This is a genomic window from Lactobacillus helveticus DSM 20075 = CGMCC 1.1877 (assembly GCF_000160855.1).
Classification (GTDB): Bacteria; Bacillota; Bacilli; order Lactobacillales; family Lactobacillaceae; genus Lactobacillus; species Lactobacillus helveticus.
On sequence record NZ_GG700754.1, the window covers coordinates 65,825 to 82,350 of the forward strand.

Here is a 16,526-nt window from a genome sequence, read left to right on the forward strand (position 1 = left end):
GATATATATATTTAACAGTATTTTTCATTAAAAAGCAAGGCAATTTCCTTACTTTTGCAAAGAAGTTTGATTATAAACTCCGATTGCCGAAGAAGATACGACGAAAGATATCATAATTATTGGCTGGTTAGTGGTTAAGGTTGTTAAAACCATGAAAACAGCCGTCAGTGGTGGCAAAACCAACAAGATATTTCTATAACCATATTTGTGAACTGTCGCAATCATTAAAGACATCAAGATCGCCGTTGCGGCATTAAAAATATTAAGTCCTGAAATTAAATGTGGTGCCACAATTTTATAGTAAGAAAGTGCCGCGTCATTGGTGATACCAGTAACTGCACCTAAAATACCATAAATCTATAAGTAGATGATGACATTTTTACGATAGCGCGGATTCCAATTCTTTATCGCTTCCGCTTCTTCTTTCTTTTCTTCGCTTGTTCGTCGAGTCAAAAAAATCCTTCTTTTTATGAAAACGTATACATATATCCATATTCATTTTAGCGCTCAAACTATATTAATTCAGTATATACGTTTTAGATAAGACTTATTTTGTTATTGGTTTTAAGGCTTTATCGAACAAATTAGTGATTAATTTTACTAATACCCCATCAAAAAGAAGAGCTGAAATCATACTTGTAATGAACATTGCAACTTGCAAAGTTACGCTATAATGACTCCATCCAAATAAGAAGTATGAAGGAATAAAACCACCTAAATTAGCAAAGAAAGCTCCAGTTAAAACACTCTTCCAAGAAAATCTTTCATAACGTTCGTTTTTAGGGAAAAAGCCAACTTCATTTGCGGCCCCCTGAACCAAACCTTCAAAAATCGTCAATGCACCCCATTGTCCACCGATTGCCATCTCAACTGTTGCAGCTAACAATTCACCAATCGTACCTGAGCCTGGCGTAGGAACAAAATACATTGCAAGAGGTGCGGCCATGTACCAAAGACCTGTAAAAATATTATCCACAACTAGTGCATATCCTGTCGGTAAAAAACTAAGTTTGACTAAGTTATACACATTATTAAAGCCATAGGTGTAGAGAACTCCCATGATAATCCCGATCAGGGTAACTAAAATAATTGATTTAACATTCCATTTTGATGAACGTGTAAACATAAAAAATACTCCTAACTATCACAGTCAGTAGGAGCACAAAAATAATCTATCTCATCGCACTTTCCTTAACGCAAGTATTATCTTGTTCAGGTTCAAAGGGTATGTCTCAGCCTTTCAGCACCCCTAGTGACTTTTTTATTTAACTAATCACAGCATACCACATTAATCGAATGCCATTTGATCAGTATAAAGTTTGTAATAAAAACCTTTTTCTTTTAATAATTCTTCATGGCTGCCAGACTCAATTACATTGCCGTCCTTTAGAACAACAATCTTATCAGAATTCAAGATAGTCTTTAATCGGTGAGCAATTACGAAACTAGTACGACCAGCAATTACTGCATCCATCGCCTTTTGAATCTTTTCCTCAGTTACCGTATCCACATTTGAGGTAGCCTCATCCAAAATCAAGAAATCTGGATTAGTTAAAATAGTTCTGGCTATTGAAATCAATTGTTTTTGTCCCGTCGAGAAAACAGAACTGGCATCATTCACCTGGGTTTCATAACCATCTGGCAAACTTTCAATAAATTCATGAATATCAGCTTGTTTTGCCGCACTAATTACTTCATCCATCGAAGCATTTGGCTTGCCGTAGCGAATATTGTCTGCAATCGTGCCAGTAAATAAAACAGAATCCTGCAACACGATACCAACGTTATTACGCAATGATTCAAGCTGAATATCGCGCACATCGGTTCCATCAAATGTAATCTTACCGGAATTTACATCATAAAAACGATTAATCAGATTCATAATCGTGGTCTTACCTGATCCAGTTGGACCAACTACAGCTACGGACTGACCTTTATTTACTGAAATATTAATTCCATGCAAAATTTCTTTGTTTTCGTCATAACCAAAATGAACGTTCTCAAGCTTTACAGCCTTTTGTAAGCCATGGATTTTTTTGCCATTTGGCACTGCATCTTCGTCTTTTTGCTCTTCAACCGTTGCTAATCTTCTAGCACCTGTTAGTGCCAATTGAATCATTGAGTAAATAGAAGTGATTTGAGTTAATGGTTGGAAATAAGTTTGAGAATATTCAACGAAAGTTACAATTAAGCCCAAACCAATTGCTTGACTAACTTGACCTGAAATAATCATCCAGGCACCCATGGCAATTACAATGGCTAAGTTAAGCAAGTTTAGTCCGTTCATTAATGGGAAAAGAATACCTGAATAGAATTGTCCTTTAAACATAGCATTTCGAACTCGGTTGTTGTAGGTCTTGAAATTTTCCACAGATTCTTTTCTTAAGTCATTAGTAATAACGATCTTTTCACCATTGATCTGCTCAGTAATATATCCGTTCAAATCTCCGATCTCATCTTGTTGCTTATCAAGATAAATGCGAGCTTTTTTCATAATTAAGACACTGACAATCAAGATTAATGGTGTAGTAGCAATTGTCGTCCATGCCAATTGCTGGTTAACCATAAACATGATCACAATCGTACCGATGAACATTATTCCCTGAGAAATAATCTCAAAGATCGCGTTGTTCATTGCGTTAAAAATATTATCCAAGTCGGAAGTAAATAAGGAAAGCAACTTACCATCTTGGTGCGTGTCAAAGTAGCGCACTAACATGCGTTGAAACTTAGCAAATAAATTTTCACGCATATCGTTAGTTGAATCTGCATTAAACTTGGACATCACCATCCAAGCAATAAAAATTGCCACCTGACTTAATACGTAAAACAGCAGCATTGACCATAACGCACTATAAAAGGTGTTTAAGCTAGCCGTACCTTTCTTTAAGTCAGATAAATATTTCGTCAAATCAGTTACAGCACAACCTAAAAAAGTAGGAGCAATAACCTGGGCACCACTTGATAGCAAAGATAAGATAATTACAATAGCAATGCCCTTTTTATATGGCTTTAAATACTTAATAAAATAGCGAATAGCTTTTCTTGTATCACTCATTATTTGCCTCCTCTCTTGCCTTTTTGTGTCTTGAAAATTTCTTGGTAAACTGGCGAAGTTTTTAATAATTCTTCATGAGTACCTTGTGCAACCAGTTTTCCATCGTCTAAAACTAAAATTATATCTGCATGTACAACTGACACGATCTTTTGCGCAATAATAAACGTCGTTGTATCTGGCAATTCATGTTCTAACGCCTGTTGAACTTTCTTTTCAGATTCCGCATCAAGTGCAGAAGTAGAGTCATCTAAAATTAAAATCGGTGTTTTAGCAACCAAGCCACGTGCAATAGATAGACGCTGCTTTTGACCACCTGAGAAATTGGATGACCGCTCTTCTACTTCATGATCAAATGAATCGTTATAGCGTTCAATAAATTCAGATGCTTGTGCCATATTAGCTGCTCTCTGCAATTCATGCAGCTTTGCCCTAGAGTTACCCTGACACAAATTAGAAGCAATGGTGCCTGAAAACAGAATAGCACGTTGCAATACGAACGCCACGGTTTTACGCAAGGCTGTTTCATTAACATCCTTTAAATTATGACCACCAATCTTGATTTCACCTTTGTTTGGATCATAAAGACGAGCAATCAGCTGAGCCAAGGTTGATTTACCTGAGCCTGTGGCACCTACGATACCAACCATTTGACCTGGTTTGATTTTAAATGAAATATCTTTTAAGGTTTCATCATCGCCATCAGGTAAGGTTTCATCATCGCCATCAGGATAAGTAAATGACACGTGATCAAATTCAACAGAGCCACCCAAAACATCAGTTGGAGCATTTTCATTAAATTTAACATCCGGCTCTGTATCAAGTATTTCTTTAATACGACCTAAGGAAATGTTACCTCTGGCGAATTGCATCATGGTCATTCCGGCGATCATAATAGTCCATAGCAGGGTTAATATATAGTTAAAAAATGGACTAACAACTGCTACATCAGTAGGATGAGCCACAATGCCTTGCCCAATCAGATAAACTACCAGCGTAATCACTAAATATGCAATAAGCTGAAAGGCCGGCATAATCGTTGAAAACCAATAACCAATCACGATGTTATAGTTATTCAAACGATCTGAAGTCTGATTAAATTCCTTAATTTCTTGTGGACCTTGGTTGAAAGATTTCACTACACGAACGCCTTGTAAAGTTTCTTGTGCACGACCAGAAATTTTATCCATCGTCTTTTGAAATTTATCAAACAAGCTGTTCATTTGTTTTAAAGCATAGATACCGAAGCCGATGATCAAGATCACCATTACTACAGTTGCCCACCAAAATCGTGGAATAATCACGATACAAAAAATAAAAGATCCTACAATTAAGATAGTCATTCTGAGCAATTGCATAAAAAGTTGCATCAACATGTTCATGATCTGATTCATGTCGTTGATCAACCGCGTAGTCAGTGAACCTGCAGAGAATTTTTCAATATTGCCGAAAGAGAAACTTTGAATCTTGGCATAAGTTTCTTCACGCAAGTCACTAGTTACGCCTTGGGTAACTCTAGCTGCATAATACACATTAAAAATACCTGAAATAATGGCAACGATTCCCAATACAACTAAAATAACGCCATCACGAACAACGATGTCTTTTTGATCCAACATAATTGCTCGCTGAATATTTTCTAATAATTTTGGTTGATATAATGTTGCAAAAGCTGAAACAATAATTGCAACTAAAGCTGCAAAAATATCTTTCTTATAATGTTTAAAATGTGGTACTAAGATTTTGAATGCTTGCATTCCTTGCTCCTTTCTTCATTTAAAAAATCCCAGAAAGTATTGCTCCATTCTGTTAATAAATCCGTTAAAAGCTGCATCTTTTCAGAGCCAAGTTTTTGAGCGGTCTGCTCTTCCAATCTAAATAATGATTGCATCTTTTGCTTAGCATATTTATTTCCAGCAGCAGTTAACTCACAAAAGCGCACTCGCTTATCATGAGGATCAACGCTCATAGCAAGATAACCTGAATCATGCAATATCTTTATTCCCTTATTAATGGATTGTTTGGGCAGATCAGTTAATCCAATCAACTGTTTTTGCGTTAACTTTTTACGTAATAATAATTCATACAAAATTACCGATAAATAATCTGATAGTTCATGGTCTTGATCCCACTGTTGATAAGCTCTATTACCATGGACTATGGCCATATTTAATTTTTCTGATTCACTTATTTTCATTGTTTCACCCACTTATTTAGTCCATATACGTACTAATAATATTAGTACATATATGGACTATCGGCAAGAAGATAAGTTTTCATTTTTTTAGAAGAAACTGGTATAATGAAGAATTAGTATAGAAGGTTAGGGAGTGACACCATGAAAAAGAGATTTTTTCTTTCAACCTTACTAATTGGAATAGCGCTTTTTACACTATCAGCTTGCTCACAGAATAAAAAGCAAAATGTTTATCAAACAGTAAAATCTACCAAAACTATTAATTGGGGTGTTAAGGCTGATACCCCACTGTTTGGCTCAATGAACATTAAAACTGGAAAAATCAACGGTTTTGAAATCGATCTTGCTAAAGCACTAACCAAGGAAATGCTAGGTAAAAATGCCAAGGCTAATTTTGTTACTACAACGGCAAACACCAAAATTCAATTATTAAAAAATAGAAACGTAGATGCAGTAATTGCCGCAATGACTATTACACCTGAACGTGAAAAACAAGTTGACTTCAGTAAGCCTTACTTCCCTGCTGGGCAATCAATCATGGTTGCTAAAAATAACAAAATTAAGAATGTTAAGGACTTAAACAATAAAAAGGTTTTGGTTGTAAAAGGAACGACTGCCGCTGATGCAGTTAAAAAGTTCGCTCCAAAAGCAGAAATTCTACAATTCGATGATTACGGTCAAGCTTTTACCGCTTTAAAAGCTGGTCAAGGTGATGCTTTTGTAACTGATAACGGTATTTTAGTTGGTATTTTACGTGATAGTTCTGGTTACAAATTAGTCGGTGGCAACTTTACCAATCAACCATACGGGATTGCAGTCAATAAGGGCCAAACCGAAATGGACAAGCAGATCAATTTAGCATTAACTAAACTAGAAAAAGATGGTACTTACAATCGGTTGCTTAAGAAATGGTTCGGTAATATTCCAGGTTTCAACGTTAAAACAGCTGAGAAATATTAAATCAAAAAAGAGATTAGCTACATAAACATAGCTAATCTCTTTTTATTTGGTAATGTAATCTAACAAGACAAACATCACATCTTTATTCTCTTTGGGCACGCCGTGAGCAATAATTTCTTGCGGAGTTTGATGCAAATCATTATTTTCTAAAGCATATGCGCCATCGTTGATGGCAATCTCGCACACATTGTCTTCTTTAGGTTCAAAATGAAATTGCAGACCAATTACATTATTTCCCAGTAAATATCCTTGATTCTTTACTAAATCACTTGAAAACAATAATTTAGCATCTTCTGGGATTTCACTCATTTGTTGATGCCAATGAAGTGCAGTTAATTTTTTAGGAATATTTTCAATCGTATGATCCTGTAAATATACTGGCGCCCAACCTACTTCTTTAGCTGGTGCATCTAATACTTCATAACCTAATGTCTTAGCACTTTGCTGACTGCCAAAACAAATACCTAAAATCGGTTTGTTAGCTTTCAGCATTTGCTTAATTAATACTCGTTCGTTCTTAATCCAGTCTAATTTATCATTTGGACTATTAGGACTTCCTAAAATCACTAATAAGTCAGTTTCATCTATAGTTGGTAAAATACCAAAATCTGTTGGATAATAAACAAACATTTCATGATTATGCTCATGACACCAATCTTGAATCGAACCTGGTCCCTCATTTGGTGCATGCTGCAATACATTAACACGCATTTTTTTACTTCCTTTAATGTTGATTATCCACAGTATAAAAGGCTCGCCAAATTTCTTCCATTCGAGCTAAGCGATGCCAATCAGCTTGTTGACACAACTTATATAGTTCATAAACAGGATCATAATCAATTTCATCTTTCTTATTTTCTTTCAAATAAGCCATCACAGTCTTGATTAGCATGAATCTGAATTTTTCTATTTCATTCCGATTAAAATATTTTTCATAATATTTAGTAATTAACCGCTCAATCGTAGAATTTGAGGCTTTCTTCAAAGTGACAGGATTTTCACGGTAATCAGATAAGATCTCTTCAGAAATTCCTGTTTCTTTGCTCAACTGTGAAATTTTTACATCATCATCAGTTACAACTTGCTTAGCCTTTTCTACATCTGTTAAAAGATGTGGCATAACCATATGAGGAGGCATCTGTCGTTTATTCAACTCATTAATTATGTTCATAGCTGCTTGTTGCATTTGCTCAATCGCGATATCTTGATCAAGATTACTATCCTTAATGTACCCCACAACAAAAGTATGATCGGATATTTCGTATTTTTTAGTGACAGGATTAAAATAATCTCCTATGACATTATTTACTACAACTTCTTTTGTACCTGCATGATCATAATTAAAAGGTATATTGTCCAACTTATCTGTCACAGAAGAAAATGGCAAGTTATCCATCGTAAAGACCTGAACCTAAACATCATATTCTACTTTATTATCTGTATCAGAAAAATGCTTATCGTACATTCTTACTTCACGATCTTGAATAAAATCTTCAAAAATAATCTGCTCTTTCATTAACAACTTTCCCTATTCCCAATATAATATAATTATTATATTAACATTATAAACAAAGAGCCATTCTTATAAAGACAACTTTTTTAATTTTATTTTACTTTTCACTTGTATTTTTAACACAAAAAAAGGATTCATTTCATCTGAATCCTCTTAATTTTAATATATTTTTTCAACTTGATCTTGAATGCTCTCTTTATCCAAGAATTCATCATAAGTAGTATCTTGTCTGCTGACAATGCCCTTTGGTCCAACTTCGATAATATGGTTGGCAATTGTTTGAATAAATTCATGGTCATGAGAAGTAAACAAGATTGAACCAGGATATGCTACCAAAGCATCATTTAAAGCGGTAATTGATTCCAAATCCAAGTGGTTAGTTGGATCATCCATGATTAATACGTTAGCTGGTTCAAGCATCATGCGAGATAATTGACAGCGCACCTTTTCCCCACCAGATAAGACTTTAATCTTCTTTTCAATTTCTTCACCACTGAAAAGCATTCTACCTAGAAAGCCACGCAAGAAGGTATTATCATCTTGTTCCTTAGTAGCATATTGTCTTAACCAATCCAAAATGGTTAGATCATCATTATTAAAGTTTGCATTTAAGTCACGAGACATGTAGTTAAATGCTGTGGTTTGTCCCCAGGTAACGGTACCAGTGTCTGGCTTAATCTTACCAGCAATAATATCAAGCAAGGCAGTGGTTGCTAAAGCATTGCGGGATAAAAAGGCTACCTTGTCTCCTGGACGAACAATAAATGAAACATTATCTAAAATCTTTTCACCATCAACTGAATATGAAACATTCTCTACCTTAACTAAGTCATTACCAAGATCACGATGCATTTCAAACTTAACAAATGGGTACTTTCTTGATGATGGCTTAATATCATCTAAAGTAATTTTATCAAGTTGTTTCTTACGAGACGTTGCCTGACGAGACTTAGATGCATTAGCTGAGAAGCGTGCAATAAATTCTTGCAACTGCTTAATCTTTTCTTCCTTCTTAGCATTTTGGTTGGCAACGAGTTCATTAGCCAACTTGCTTGATTCATACCAGAAGTCATAGTTACCAACATAAAGTTGAATCTTACCACGATCCACGTCACACATTTCGGTACATACCTGATTTAAGAAGTGACGGTCGTGAGAAACCACGATCACAATATTTGGATAATCAGCTAAAAAGTTTTCTAACCATTCAACGGTGTGAACATCAAGACCGTTAGTCGGTTCGTCGAGTAAAAGAATATCTGGATTGCCAAATAAAGCTTGAGCTAAAAGGACCTTAACCTTCTCTGATTCAGGCAATTCCTTCATCAGCATTTGGTGTTCACTTTCAGGAATATCTAGCGATTGCAATAACTTAGAAGCATTGGCTTCAGCATTCCAACCATCCAGTTCCGCAAACTTGCTTTCAAGTTCTGCTGCCTTAACACCATCCTCATCACCAAAATCCGGCTTGGCATAGAGCGCATCTTTTTCCTTCATTACTTGGTAAAGTTCTTTATGTCCTTGAATAACCGTATCCATAACGGTGAAATCCTCAAAAGCAAAGTGATCCTGGTTAAGACTAGACATTCTTTCATTCGGATCAATGCTAATTGAACCAGTGGTTGGTTCAAGCTTACCTTCAAGCAATTTAAGAAAAGTAGATTTACCGGCACCGTTCGCACCAATAACGCCGTAACAATTACCTGGGGTAAATTTTAAGTTAACATCTTCATAAAGTGTACGGCCACCAAATTTAAGACTTAAGTCGGATACTGTAATCAATCGTTATACCTCACTATTATTAATTTAAAAAATCAAAATTATGTATAAGTATATCAAAAAAAGTAGATCCAAATGAAGTAAGAATCTGCTTTTTTAACTTTTAATTAAAACTTTTTAAAGCTATCTAATTTTTCCTGGGTAATATCGCGAATAATTGCAGTAGCTAAATCGACTGATGCTTTGAAATCTTTATAGCTACTGAAACAATATGGCGAATGTTCATAACGAACTGGAATACCAATAACAATTGTTGGAGCACCATTTTCATAGTAGATTGCAGCACCATCTTGACCGCCACCAGTTCTAACTGAACGAGTATATGGAATATTGTTTTTATCAGCTAAATCACAAGCATATTGTTGAAACTTAGGATTTGGTAAAAAAGTAGTATCCATATCACGAAGCATTGGACCACGCTTTAAACCAGTTTGTGACAGCCAATCTGGAGTAAAGGTATCATCAGCTGGACAGCTTTCAAGTACTAAACAAAGATCAGGCTTAACTTTTCTAGCCGTTACGCAAGCACCACGAAGTCCAACTTCTTCTTGACTGGAAAGTGCCGCAACCACATCAAAATTGGTCTCTTCGCCTTTCAAATTATCAAGCACATCAATCATGGCACCAGCACCAAAGCGGTCGTCAAAGTCTTTACCAAAGAAAAGGCCTGATTTTTCATGGTATTCGCATTTTACATCGACAAAAATTGGACATCCCGTATCGATCTTGTAGTCTTTAATAGTTTCTTCTCTGCTTGAAGAACCAACATCGATTGACATATCTACAACATCTGGTACATTGTTGCGTTCTGCAGCCGTCATGAAGTGAGGCGGCTTAGTTGCAACTACACCAGGAATATATTCGCCATCACGGTTTCTAACTTTAACCTTTAAAGCGGGAATATTATACTTAACCCAACCGCCAAGTGGAACAAATTTGATTAATCCATTTGGACGAACGGCTTGAGTGATAAAGCCTACCGCATCAGAGTGAGCATCAAGCTGAATGACTGGACGATCACCCTTATTTTCTTTTTTAGACGCATAAACATTGAGCATCCCATCGACCTCAATATTAGCGGTCTTTTCTGCATAACTAGTAAAAAGCTTAACGAATTCTTCCTCAAAGCCAGAGGTACTGTTGGCATCAGAGAATTCCTTTAACATTTGAATTTCTTGTTCTTTTTGCATAATTTTCTCCTTAACAATTAGGAATAACATTAACTTTAATCATAATGTTCCAAGCTAATCTTGTCTATTTTCAAAAATATTAAAAAATCTTTGCTAAAATTAATATGTTTAGTAAGGAATGATAGCATGAAAGAAAAACCAATTTGGAAAAAGAACTTATTTGTTTTATCAATCGCGGTCTTTATTGCAGGTATTGCCTTTTCAGAAGTCATGCCATTTTTGCCGCTATATATTGACACACTAGGCAAATTTAGCCATCAACAATTAAACTTTTGGTCTGGCTTTATCTATTCTGGAACCTATCTAGTTTCAGCACTTATTTCACCATGGTGGGGCAAGCTTGCCGACAAAAAAGGACGTAAACCAATGACCTTGCGAGCATCCTTAGGAATGGCAATCGTTATTGGCTGCATGGGATTAGTTACTAACGTTTACCAATTATTCATTTTAAGAATGCTGCAAGGGGTATTTGCAGGATTTGTCTCTAATTCTAACGCATTGATTGCAACAGAAACTCCCAAAGAAAAATCTGGTCAAGCTCTTGGAACAATGGCATCAAGCTTTACTGCTGGTAACTTACTTGGACCATTTATTGGTGGTGCTTTAGCATCAATTTTTTCTTATCGGGTAACTTTCTTTATCACTGGTGGATTATTACTTATTTCATTCTTTTTATCACTCTTCTTTGTTCACGAAACGGACTTTAAACCAGTGACAGAAAAGAAGCTCGACAAAGCCAGTGGTATTATCAAAGAATTACGCAGTCCGCAACTGATTTTTGGACTATTGCTTACTACCTTAATCATTCAAGCTGCAAATAATTCGATTAACCCAATTGTATCTTTGTACGTTAAGCAATTAATGGCTAATCACGGCAACGTTGTCTTTATCTCAGGGGTTATAGCAGCACTCCCTGGTATTGCAACGTTCCTTGCTGCCTCCAGGTTTGGTGCATTTGGTGACAGAATTGGAACTCACAAAATTATTGTGGGTGGTTTTATCGGAGCTACGATTCTATTCTTCTTAACAGCGTTTGTTCAAAATACTGTGGAGCTTGGAATCTTACGCTTCTTAGTCGGTTTCACTGATGCCTGCCTGTTCCCACAAGTTCAGACTCTTCTTACCAAAAATACCCCAGCTAAAATTACTGGCCGGATCTTTTCTTGGAACCAGTCCGCGATGTATGTCGGCAACATTTTTGGACCACTATTAGGTTCAACTATTTCAGGTTTAACTAGCTATAGTATGGTTTTCATTGTCACCGCCATCATCGTGGTCTTCAACCTGATTCTATTTAAATTCAACGTGATCAACAATTTAAGACAAAAATAAAAGCTTGAGTTTCCTCAAGCTTTTTATTCTGCCATTATTTTTGCTTCATGGCGGTTATAAAGATAATTAACTACATATGCGGCTACCAATAAAACTAACGAAACAATCATAATTTCTCTAATTCCGCCATAGAAAATCTTTCTCATTGTAGGCAATAGTTGAACTGGTAAGCTCTTAGCTGATTCGGCATCAATCAGCTTGTTCATCATCGTCATCGTAATGCCTGGATGACCAGCAATTCCGCGCCCTAATGCTAAGTTCATGATTACCCCATAAATAGCAGCCATAATGGTCAGCGCAAGAATTCTAATCAAGAAACTCAGTGAGGTGGCTGGAGCCATATCTTTTTCACTAGCATCAACCTGTACTTTAATTTGCAAGATGACGAAGATTGAACCAACGCCAAAACCAGAAAAAGCAGCAATCAAGGCTAAAATCTGATATGGCGTACTAATTGGAGCAAGGATCAAACCAACTGCAGTGATTGCCATAATAGTCAGATTCGCAATCAGCAAGCGATAGTTATTTACATGTCTTAAGAAATATGGTGCAGTCTGAGAACCAACAATATCTACAATCGAGTTAGGAATTAAAGTCATCCCACCGACCAAAGCCGATGTACCTAAAATTGCCTGTGCCCACATAGGCAAATATGTATTGACTGCAATATATGAACCCCAAGCTAAGGCAAAAATCAAGAAGTCTCCTACTAAAGCCTTATTGGTAAATACACTTAGTGGCACTACTGGACTTTTAGCTTTTCGTTCTGCACGAATAAAGACTACTAATAGCAAAATACCGAGAATAATAAAGCCTAAAACCACTGGCAGACTAACCATTCCTAGCAGTTGTATACCAATTAAGAATGAAGTTAATCCTGCAATTAAAGTGAAAGCACCCAACTTATCAAATTGCGTATTTTTATTAGGCTTACGAATACCTTTATAATAAACAAAACTCAGGATAATTGCGATCAATCCTAATGGGACATTGATATAAAAGACCCAGTGCCAAGACAGGGTATCAACGATCCAACCACCAACTAGTGGTCCTGCAATACTAGCGGCACTAAAACTTGCAGCAATATAACCCAAAATTACAGTTCTTCTTTTAATATTAGGATAAATATAGCCCACGATAACATAAGGCAGTGAACCCATACCGCCGGCTCCGACACCCATTAAAATTCGAGCAATCAAAAAGAAATAGATATCTGGAGCAATTCCTTCAAGAAGGGAACCTAAAATAAACAAAGCCAATGAAAGCTCAAAGGCAAATTTATTACCCATTCTCTCGCCTAGCTTACCCCAAATAGGAACTGAAACTGACATCCCCAATAAAAAGCAAGCCACAATCCAGCCCATATACTGAATACCATGCAAATCAGATACAATCGCTGGGATGGCAGTATTAATAATCGTTGCATCAAGCCCGGACATAATATTAGCGAGCAGCAGTGCAAGCGTCACCATGAAAAGCTGTTTCTTATTCATCCAACTATCCTCGTCTCTTCCCTTAATATACGTAATCACATACTATTAACTTATATAGTAATTGTCAAAATAAAAATGATTTTCATCATTTTACTTTAATGATCTTGACAAAAAATTGCTTTACTAGTTTAATATAAGAAAAAATAGTGATGCCCTTTAAAGTTAGTCCCGTGAGGCTAAGAAGGAAATCTGCATTAACTAGGCTTTTTTGTGCTAGTAATAACAGAAAGACCATCTTTGACTCCGTGTTCAGGTGGTCTTTTTCCTTTGGTCATCTAGAAAGGATTTATATGGCAAAAGAAATTATCGATACGATCGGCATGAAGCGAGCATTGATGCGTATGACCTACGAAATTGTCGAACGCAATAAAGGAACAAAGAATTTAGTTCTAGTTGGAATTAAAACGCGTGGCCTTTATTTAGCACAAAGAATAGCTGCAAATTTAAAGAAGCTCGAAGACGTTGAAATTTCTGTAGGAGCAATCGATGTTTCGCAATATCGTGACGATTTACCTGAGTCTAAAAAAGAAAAAATGATTCATAATCAACAGTTAGATTTTGACATTACCGATAAAAATGTAGTTTTAGTCGATGATGTCCTTTTCACAGGCAGAACCATTAGAGCAGCTCTTGATGCATTAATGGATCAAGGTCGTCCTGCCAAAATTAATCTAGCTATTTTGGTAGATCGCGGTCACCGTGAATTACCAATCAGACCTGATTTCATTGGTAAAAATATTCCTACTGCAATGAATGAAGAAGTTAAGGTCTCAATGACTGAAGTCGATGACAAAGACAGCATTGAGCTAATTAACAAATAGGAGTTTGAATGAATGAGTAAAAAAGAGAATTTTAGAAATCCGGATGCGATTTTAGACGTCTACGAAAAACCGGAGTTTGGTCAGGGCGTGCTCTTGTCCCTGCAGCACATGTTTGCCATGTTCGGTTCAACTGTATTAGTACCAATTTTGATTGGGATCAATCCAAGTATCGCCTTGCTTTCTTCAGGGATTGGTACTTTAGTCCACATGATCTTGACTCACTTTAAGATTCCAGCATACTTAGGTTCAAGTTTTGCCTTCGTTGCTACTATGCAAGCCTTGATGAAGGCTGACGGTTATCCTGCCGTTGCTCAAGGTGCGATTGCTTCTGGTTTAGTTTATGTAATCGTTGCTTTGATCATTGCTAAAGTTGGTTCTGGCTGGGTTAACAAGGTCTTGCCACCAATTGTCGTTGGTCCAATTATCATTGTTATCGGTTTGTCACTTGCAACTACTGCCGCAAACGATGCGATGATGAACAACCAAAAGTATGATTTAACTTACTTCGGTGTTGCCATTTTCACATTGGTGATGACCTTGGTCTTCCAAATGTGCTTCAAAGGCTTCACTAGTTTAGTTTCAATCATGCTCGGTATCATCTGTGGTTATGTTTTAGCCTGCTTCTTAGGCATTGTCGACTTATCAGGAGTTGAAAAAGCTGCTTGGTTCTCTATTCCTTCACTTGATGTGATGGGTATTAGCTACCACTTTAAATGGTATCCAGCTGCAATTTTAGCCATGGCACCGATTGCCTTCGTTACGATGACGGAACACATGGGACACATTATGGTGCTTAATTCATTGACTAAGCGTAACTTCTTTAAGAATCCTGGTTTGCACAGAACCATGATGGGTGACGGTATTTCCACAATTATTGCCGGTTTCATCGGTGGTCCTCCTACCACTTCTTACGGTGAAAATATCGGTGTGTTAGCCATGACTAAGGTTCACTCAGTTTGGGTCCTTGCTGGTGCCGCAGTTTGTGCCATCATCTTCAGTTTTGTTGGTAAGCTTGCTGCCTTGATTGAATCAATTCCAATGCCAGTAATCGGGGGAATTTCGTTCTTGCTCTTTGGTACAATTGCTTCTAACGGTTTGAAGATCTTGGTAGACGACAATGTTGACTTTGGTGAAAAGCGCAACATGTTGATTGCCTCAGTTATCTTGGTTATCGGTATTGGTGGTGCTTACCTCCAACTCGGCAACTTCCAATTAACTTCAGTTGCTCTTTCAACTATCATCGGTATAATCTTGAACTGGGTTCTTCCTAAGAAGGCTGCTAGTGAAAAGGCACTTGAAGAAAAGAATAAGCAAAAACAAGACGGTAAGATTTATCAGTAATTTGAAATAATACTAAACAAAAAGCAGTTATCTATCATGATGATAATTAACTGCTTTTCTTTTTTATCTAAAGCTTTCTGCGATCTCTGGATCCATCTCATCCTCTAAAACGCTGTGCCCTTGATCCAGTATCTTAATCTTGCCCATATCTTCAGCATCAAGCTTAAAGTCAAAGACATTGAAGTTTTCTGCTAGTCTCTTTTTATGAACAGATTTTGGAATCACGACATAATTTCTTTGCAAGAACCATCTAATCATCACTTGGGCTGTAGTCTTGCCATGCTTATTTGCAATTTCTGCTAAAACAGGATTGGTAAAAATATGGTCAGCCCTTCCGCAAATGGCGCCCAAGCTTCAGGTTGTACGGCTTCTTTTTCCATATACGTCTGCGATTTCCACTCTTGGTTCCAGACATTGGTTTCAATTTGATTTACCGCTGGTTTCACATCATTAAAGGTGATTAAATCAGCTAGACGTTCGTTCCAAAAGCTGCTGACGCATGCGGCCTTCTTTGTATAAACGCTCCATTGCACGCCAAGTGCCATAATAATCGTTATATGGCTTATGAATCAGATATAGATCAAGATAATCGAGCTGCAATTTTTTGATTGTCTCGTCAAAGGCCTTGAGCGTTGCATCGTAGCCGTAATCATCGACCCAGATTTTAGAAGTGACGAAAATATCCTCTCGAGGAATGTTGCTGTGTCTAATTGCATCCCCCACAGCTTGTTCATTGCCGTACACTTGCGCGGTATCGACTAGACGATAGCCTACTTCAAGTCCATCTTCTACGACTTGTTGTGTTTGAACTAGGTCATTAATTTGATGAACTACCCCGGCACTTC

13 protein-coding genes, 2 pseudogenes and 1 riboswitch are annotated in these 16,526 nt (G+C 36.8%); of the genes and pseudogenes, 4 read left to right on the plus strand and 11 right to left on the minus strand.

The genetic code is table 11. The features are described from left to right. Positions 1-69: 69 nt before the first annotated feature. From HMPREF0518_RS11045 to HMPREF0518_RS05265, 5 genes and pseudogenes are all read right to left on the minus strand, one after another. A pseudogene (locus tag HMPREF0518_RS11045) lies at positions 70-453 on the minus strand (MFS transporter); the annotation flags it as partial. 94 nt (positions 454-547) lie between these two features. After that, positions 548-1,126 (minus strand): ECF transporter S component, encoded by a 579-nt coding sequence (locus HMPREF0518_RS05250; RefSeq protein WP_003626847.1) that lies wholly within the window; start codon positions 1,124-1,126, stop codon positions 548-550. A 44-nt stretch (positions 1,127-1,170) separates the two neighbouring features. Further along, positions 1,171-1,261: riboswitch (TPP riboswitch) on the minus strand. A gap of 27 nt (positions 1,262-1,288) precedes the next feature. Further along, the gene (locus HMPREF0518_RS05255; protein WP_003626849.1) at positions 1,289-3,058 is read right to left on the minus strand and encodes an ABC transporter ATP-binding protein; all 1,770 of its coding nucleotides are present in this window, start codon (positions 3,056-3,058) and stop codon (positions 1,289-1,291) included. Further along, complete coding sequence (locus HMPREF0518_RS05260; protein ID WP_003626850.1) at positions 3,058-4,812, minus strand: ABC transporter ATP-binding protein; 1,755 nt, start codon at positions 4,810-4,812, stop codon at positions 3,058-3,060. The genes HMPREF0518_RS05255 and HMPREF0518_RS05260 overlap by 1 nt, the downstream gene beginning before the upstream one ends. Further along, positions 4,791-5,252 (minus strand): MarR family winged helix-turn-helix transcriptional regulator, encoded by a 462-nt coding sequence (locus HMPREF0518_RS05265; protein ID WP_023191727.1) that lies wholly within the window; start codon positions 5,250-5,252, stop codon positions 4,791-4,793. Before HMPREF0518_RS05265 ends, HMPREF0518_RS05260 begins: the two co-directional genes overlap by 22 nt. 141 nt (positions 5,253-5,393) lie before the next feature. On the opposite strand from HMPREF0518_RS05265, the gene HMPREF0518_RS05270 reads away from it, so the two are divergent. Then, complete coding sequence (locus HMPREF0518_RS05270) at positions 5,394-6,212, plus strand: transporter substrate-binding domain-containing protein (RefSeq protein ID WP_003626852.1); 819 nt, start codon at positions 5,394-5,396, stop codon at positions 6,210-6,212. 42 nt (positions 6,213-6,254) lie between these two features. Here HMPREF0518_RS05270 and HMPREF0518_RS05275 read toward each other — a convergent pair whose 3' ends face one another. The 4 genes from HMPREF0518_RS05275 to HMPREF0518_RS05290 form a co-directional block, all read right to left on the minus strand. Then, complete coding sequence (locus tag HMPREF0518_RS05275) at positions 6,255-6,923, minus strand: type 1 glutamine amidotransferase (RefSeq protein WP_003626853.1); 669 nt, start codon at positions 6,921-6,923, stop codon at positions 6,255-6,257. Between the two features lie 13 nt (positions 6,924-6,936). Next, a complete protein-coding gene (locus tag HMPREF0518_RS05280) occupies positions 6,937-7,608 on the minus strand; it encodes a hypothetical protein (RefSeq protein ID WP_003626854.1) in 672 nt (223 codons plus the stop codon). 276 nt (positions 7,609-7,884) lie between these two features. Then, positions 7,885-9,507 (minus strand): ABC-F family ATP-binding cassette domain-containing protein, encoded by a 1,623-nt coding sequence (locus HMPREF0518_RS05285; RefSeq protein WP_003626855.1) that lies wholly within the window; start codon positions 9,505-9,507, stop codon positions 7,885-7,887. 104 nt (positions 9,508-9,611) lie between these two features. Continuing rightward, entirely contained in the window at positions 9,612-10,694 is a 1,083-nt protein-coding gene (locus tag HMPREF0518_RS05290) for a M42 family metallopeptidase (RefSeq protein WP_023191510.1), read from the minus strand. A gap of 126 nt (positions 10,695-10,820) precedes the next feature. Between HMPREF0518_RS05290 and HMPREF0518_RS05295 the strand changes: the two genes are divergently transcribed. Then, a complete protein-coding gene (locus HMPREF0518_RS05295; RefSeq protein WP_003626857.1) occupies positions 10,821-12,026 on the plus strand; it encodes a multidrug efflux MFS transporter in 1,206 nt (401 codons plus the stop codon). A 23-nt stretch (positions 12,027-12,049) separates the two neighbouring features. On the opposite strand, the gene HMPREF0518_RS05300 is transcribed toward HMPREF0518_RS05295, so the two are convergent. Then, entirely contained in the window at positions 12,050-13,519 is a 1,470-nt protein-coding gene (locus HMPREF0518_RS05300; RefSeq protein ID WP_023191509.1) for an MFS transporter, read from the minus strand. A gap of 290 nt (positions 13,520-13,809) precedes the next feature. Here HMPREF0518_RS05300 and pyrR point away from each other — a divergent pair, with 290 nt between their 5' ends. Together pyrR and HMPREF0518_RS05310 are read left to right on the plus strand one after the other, a co-directional pair. Next, complete coding sequence (gene pyrR, locus HMPREF0518_RS05305) at positions 13,810-14,340, plus strand: bifunctional pyr operon transcriptional regulator/uracil phosphoribosyltransferase PyrR (RefSeq protein ID WP_003626859.1); 531 nt, start codon at positions 13,810-13,812, stop codon at positions 14,338-14,340. A 12-nt stretch (positions 14,341-14,352) separates the two neighbouring features. Continuing rightward, positions 14,353-15,681, plus strand: coding sequence for a solute carrier family 23 protein (locus HMPREF0518_RS05310; protein WP_003626861.1), 1,329 nt, complete (start codon positions 14,353-14,355; stop codon positions 15,679-15,681). Positions 15,682-15,744: 63 nt separating this feature from the next. On the opposite strand, the pseudogene HMPREF0518_RS11050 reads toward HMPREF0518_RS05310, so the two are convergent. Next, positions 15,745-16,503, minus strand: a pseudogene (locus HMPREF0518_RS11050) (aldo/keto reductase). Between the last annotated feature and the right edge of the window lie 23 nt (positions 16,504-16,526).

Bases quoted from the DNA above. Each gene is read 5' to 3' on its own strand.
- HMPREF0518_RS05270 (WP_003626852.1), top strand. From the start codon at position 5,394: ATGAAAAAGAGATTTTTTCTTTCAACCTTACTAATTGGAATAGCGCTT.
- HMPREF0518_RS05300 (WP_023191509.1), bottom strand. From the start codon at position 13,519: ATGAATAAGAAACAGCTTTTCATGGTGACGCTTGCACTGCTGCTCGCT.
- HMPREF0518_RS05280 (WP_003626854.1), bottom strand. From the start codon at position 7,608: ATGGATAACTTGCCATTTTCTTCTGTGACAGATAAGTTGGACAATATA.
- HMPREF0518_RS05295 (WP_003626857.1), top strand. From the start codon at position 10,821: ATGAAAGAAAAACCAATTTGGAAAAAGAACTTATTTGTTTTATCAATC.
- HMPREF0518_RS05255 (WP_003626849.1), bottom strand. From the start codon at position 3,058: ATGAGTGATACAAGAAAAGCTATTCGCTATTTTATTAAGTATTTAAAG.
- HMPREF0518_RS05250 (WP_003626847.1), bottom strand. From the start codon at position 1,126: ATGTTTACACGTTCATCAAAATGGAATGTTAAATCAATTATTTTAGTT.
- pyrR (WP_003626859.1), top strand. From the start codon at position 13,810: ATGGCAAAAGAAATTATCGATACGATCGGCATGAAGCGAGCATTGATG.
- HMPREF0518_RS05265 (WP_023191727.1), bottom strand. From the start codon at position 5,252: ATGAAAATAAGTGAATCAGAAAAATTAAATATGGCCATAGTCCATGGT.
- HMPREF0518_RS05290 (WP_023191510.1), bottom strand. From the start codon at position 10,694: ATGCAAAAAGAACAAGAAATTCAAATGTTAAAGGAATTCTCTGATGCC.
- HMPREF0518_RS05275 (WP_003626853.1), bottom strand. From the start codon at position 6,923: ATGCGTGTTAATGTATTGCAGCATGCACCAAATGAGGGACCAGGTTCG.
- HMPREF0518_RS05260 (WP_003626850.1), bottom strand. From the start codon at position 4,812: ATGCAAGCATTCAAAATCTTAGTACCACATTTTAAACATTATAAGAAA.
- HMPREF0518_RS05310 (WP_003626861.1), top strand. From the start codon at position 14,353: ATGAGTAAAAAAGAGAATTTTAGAAATCCGGATGCGATTTTAGACGTC.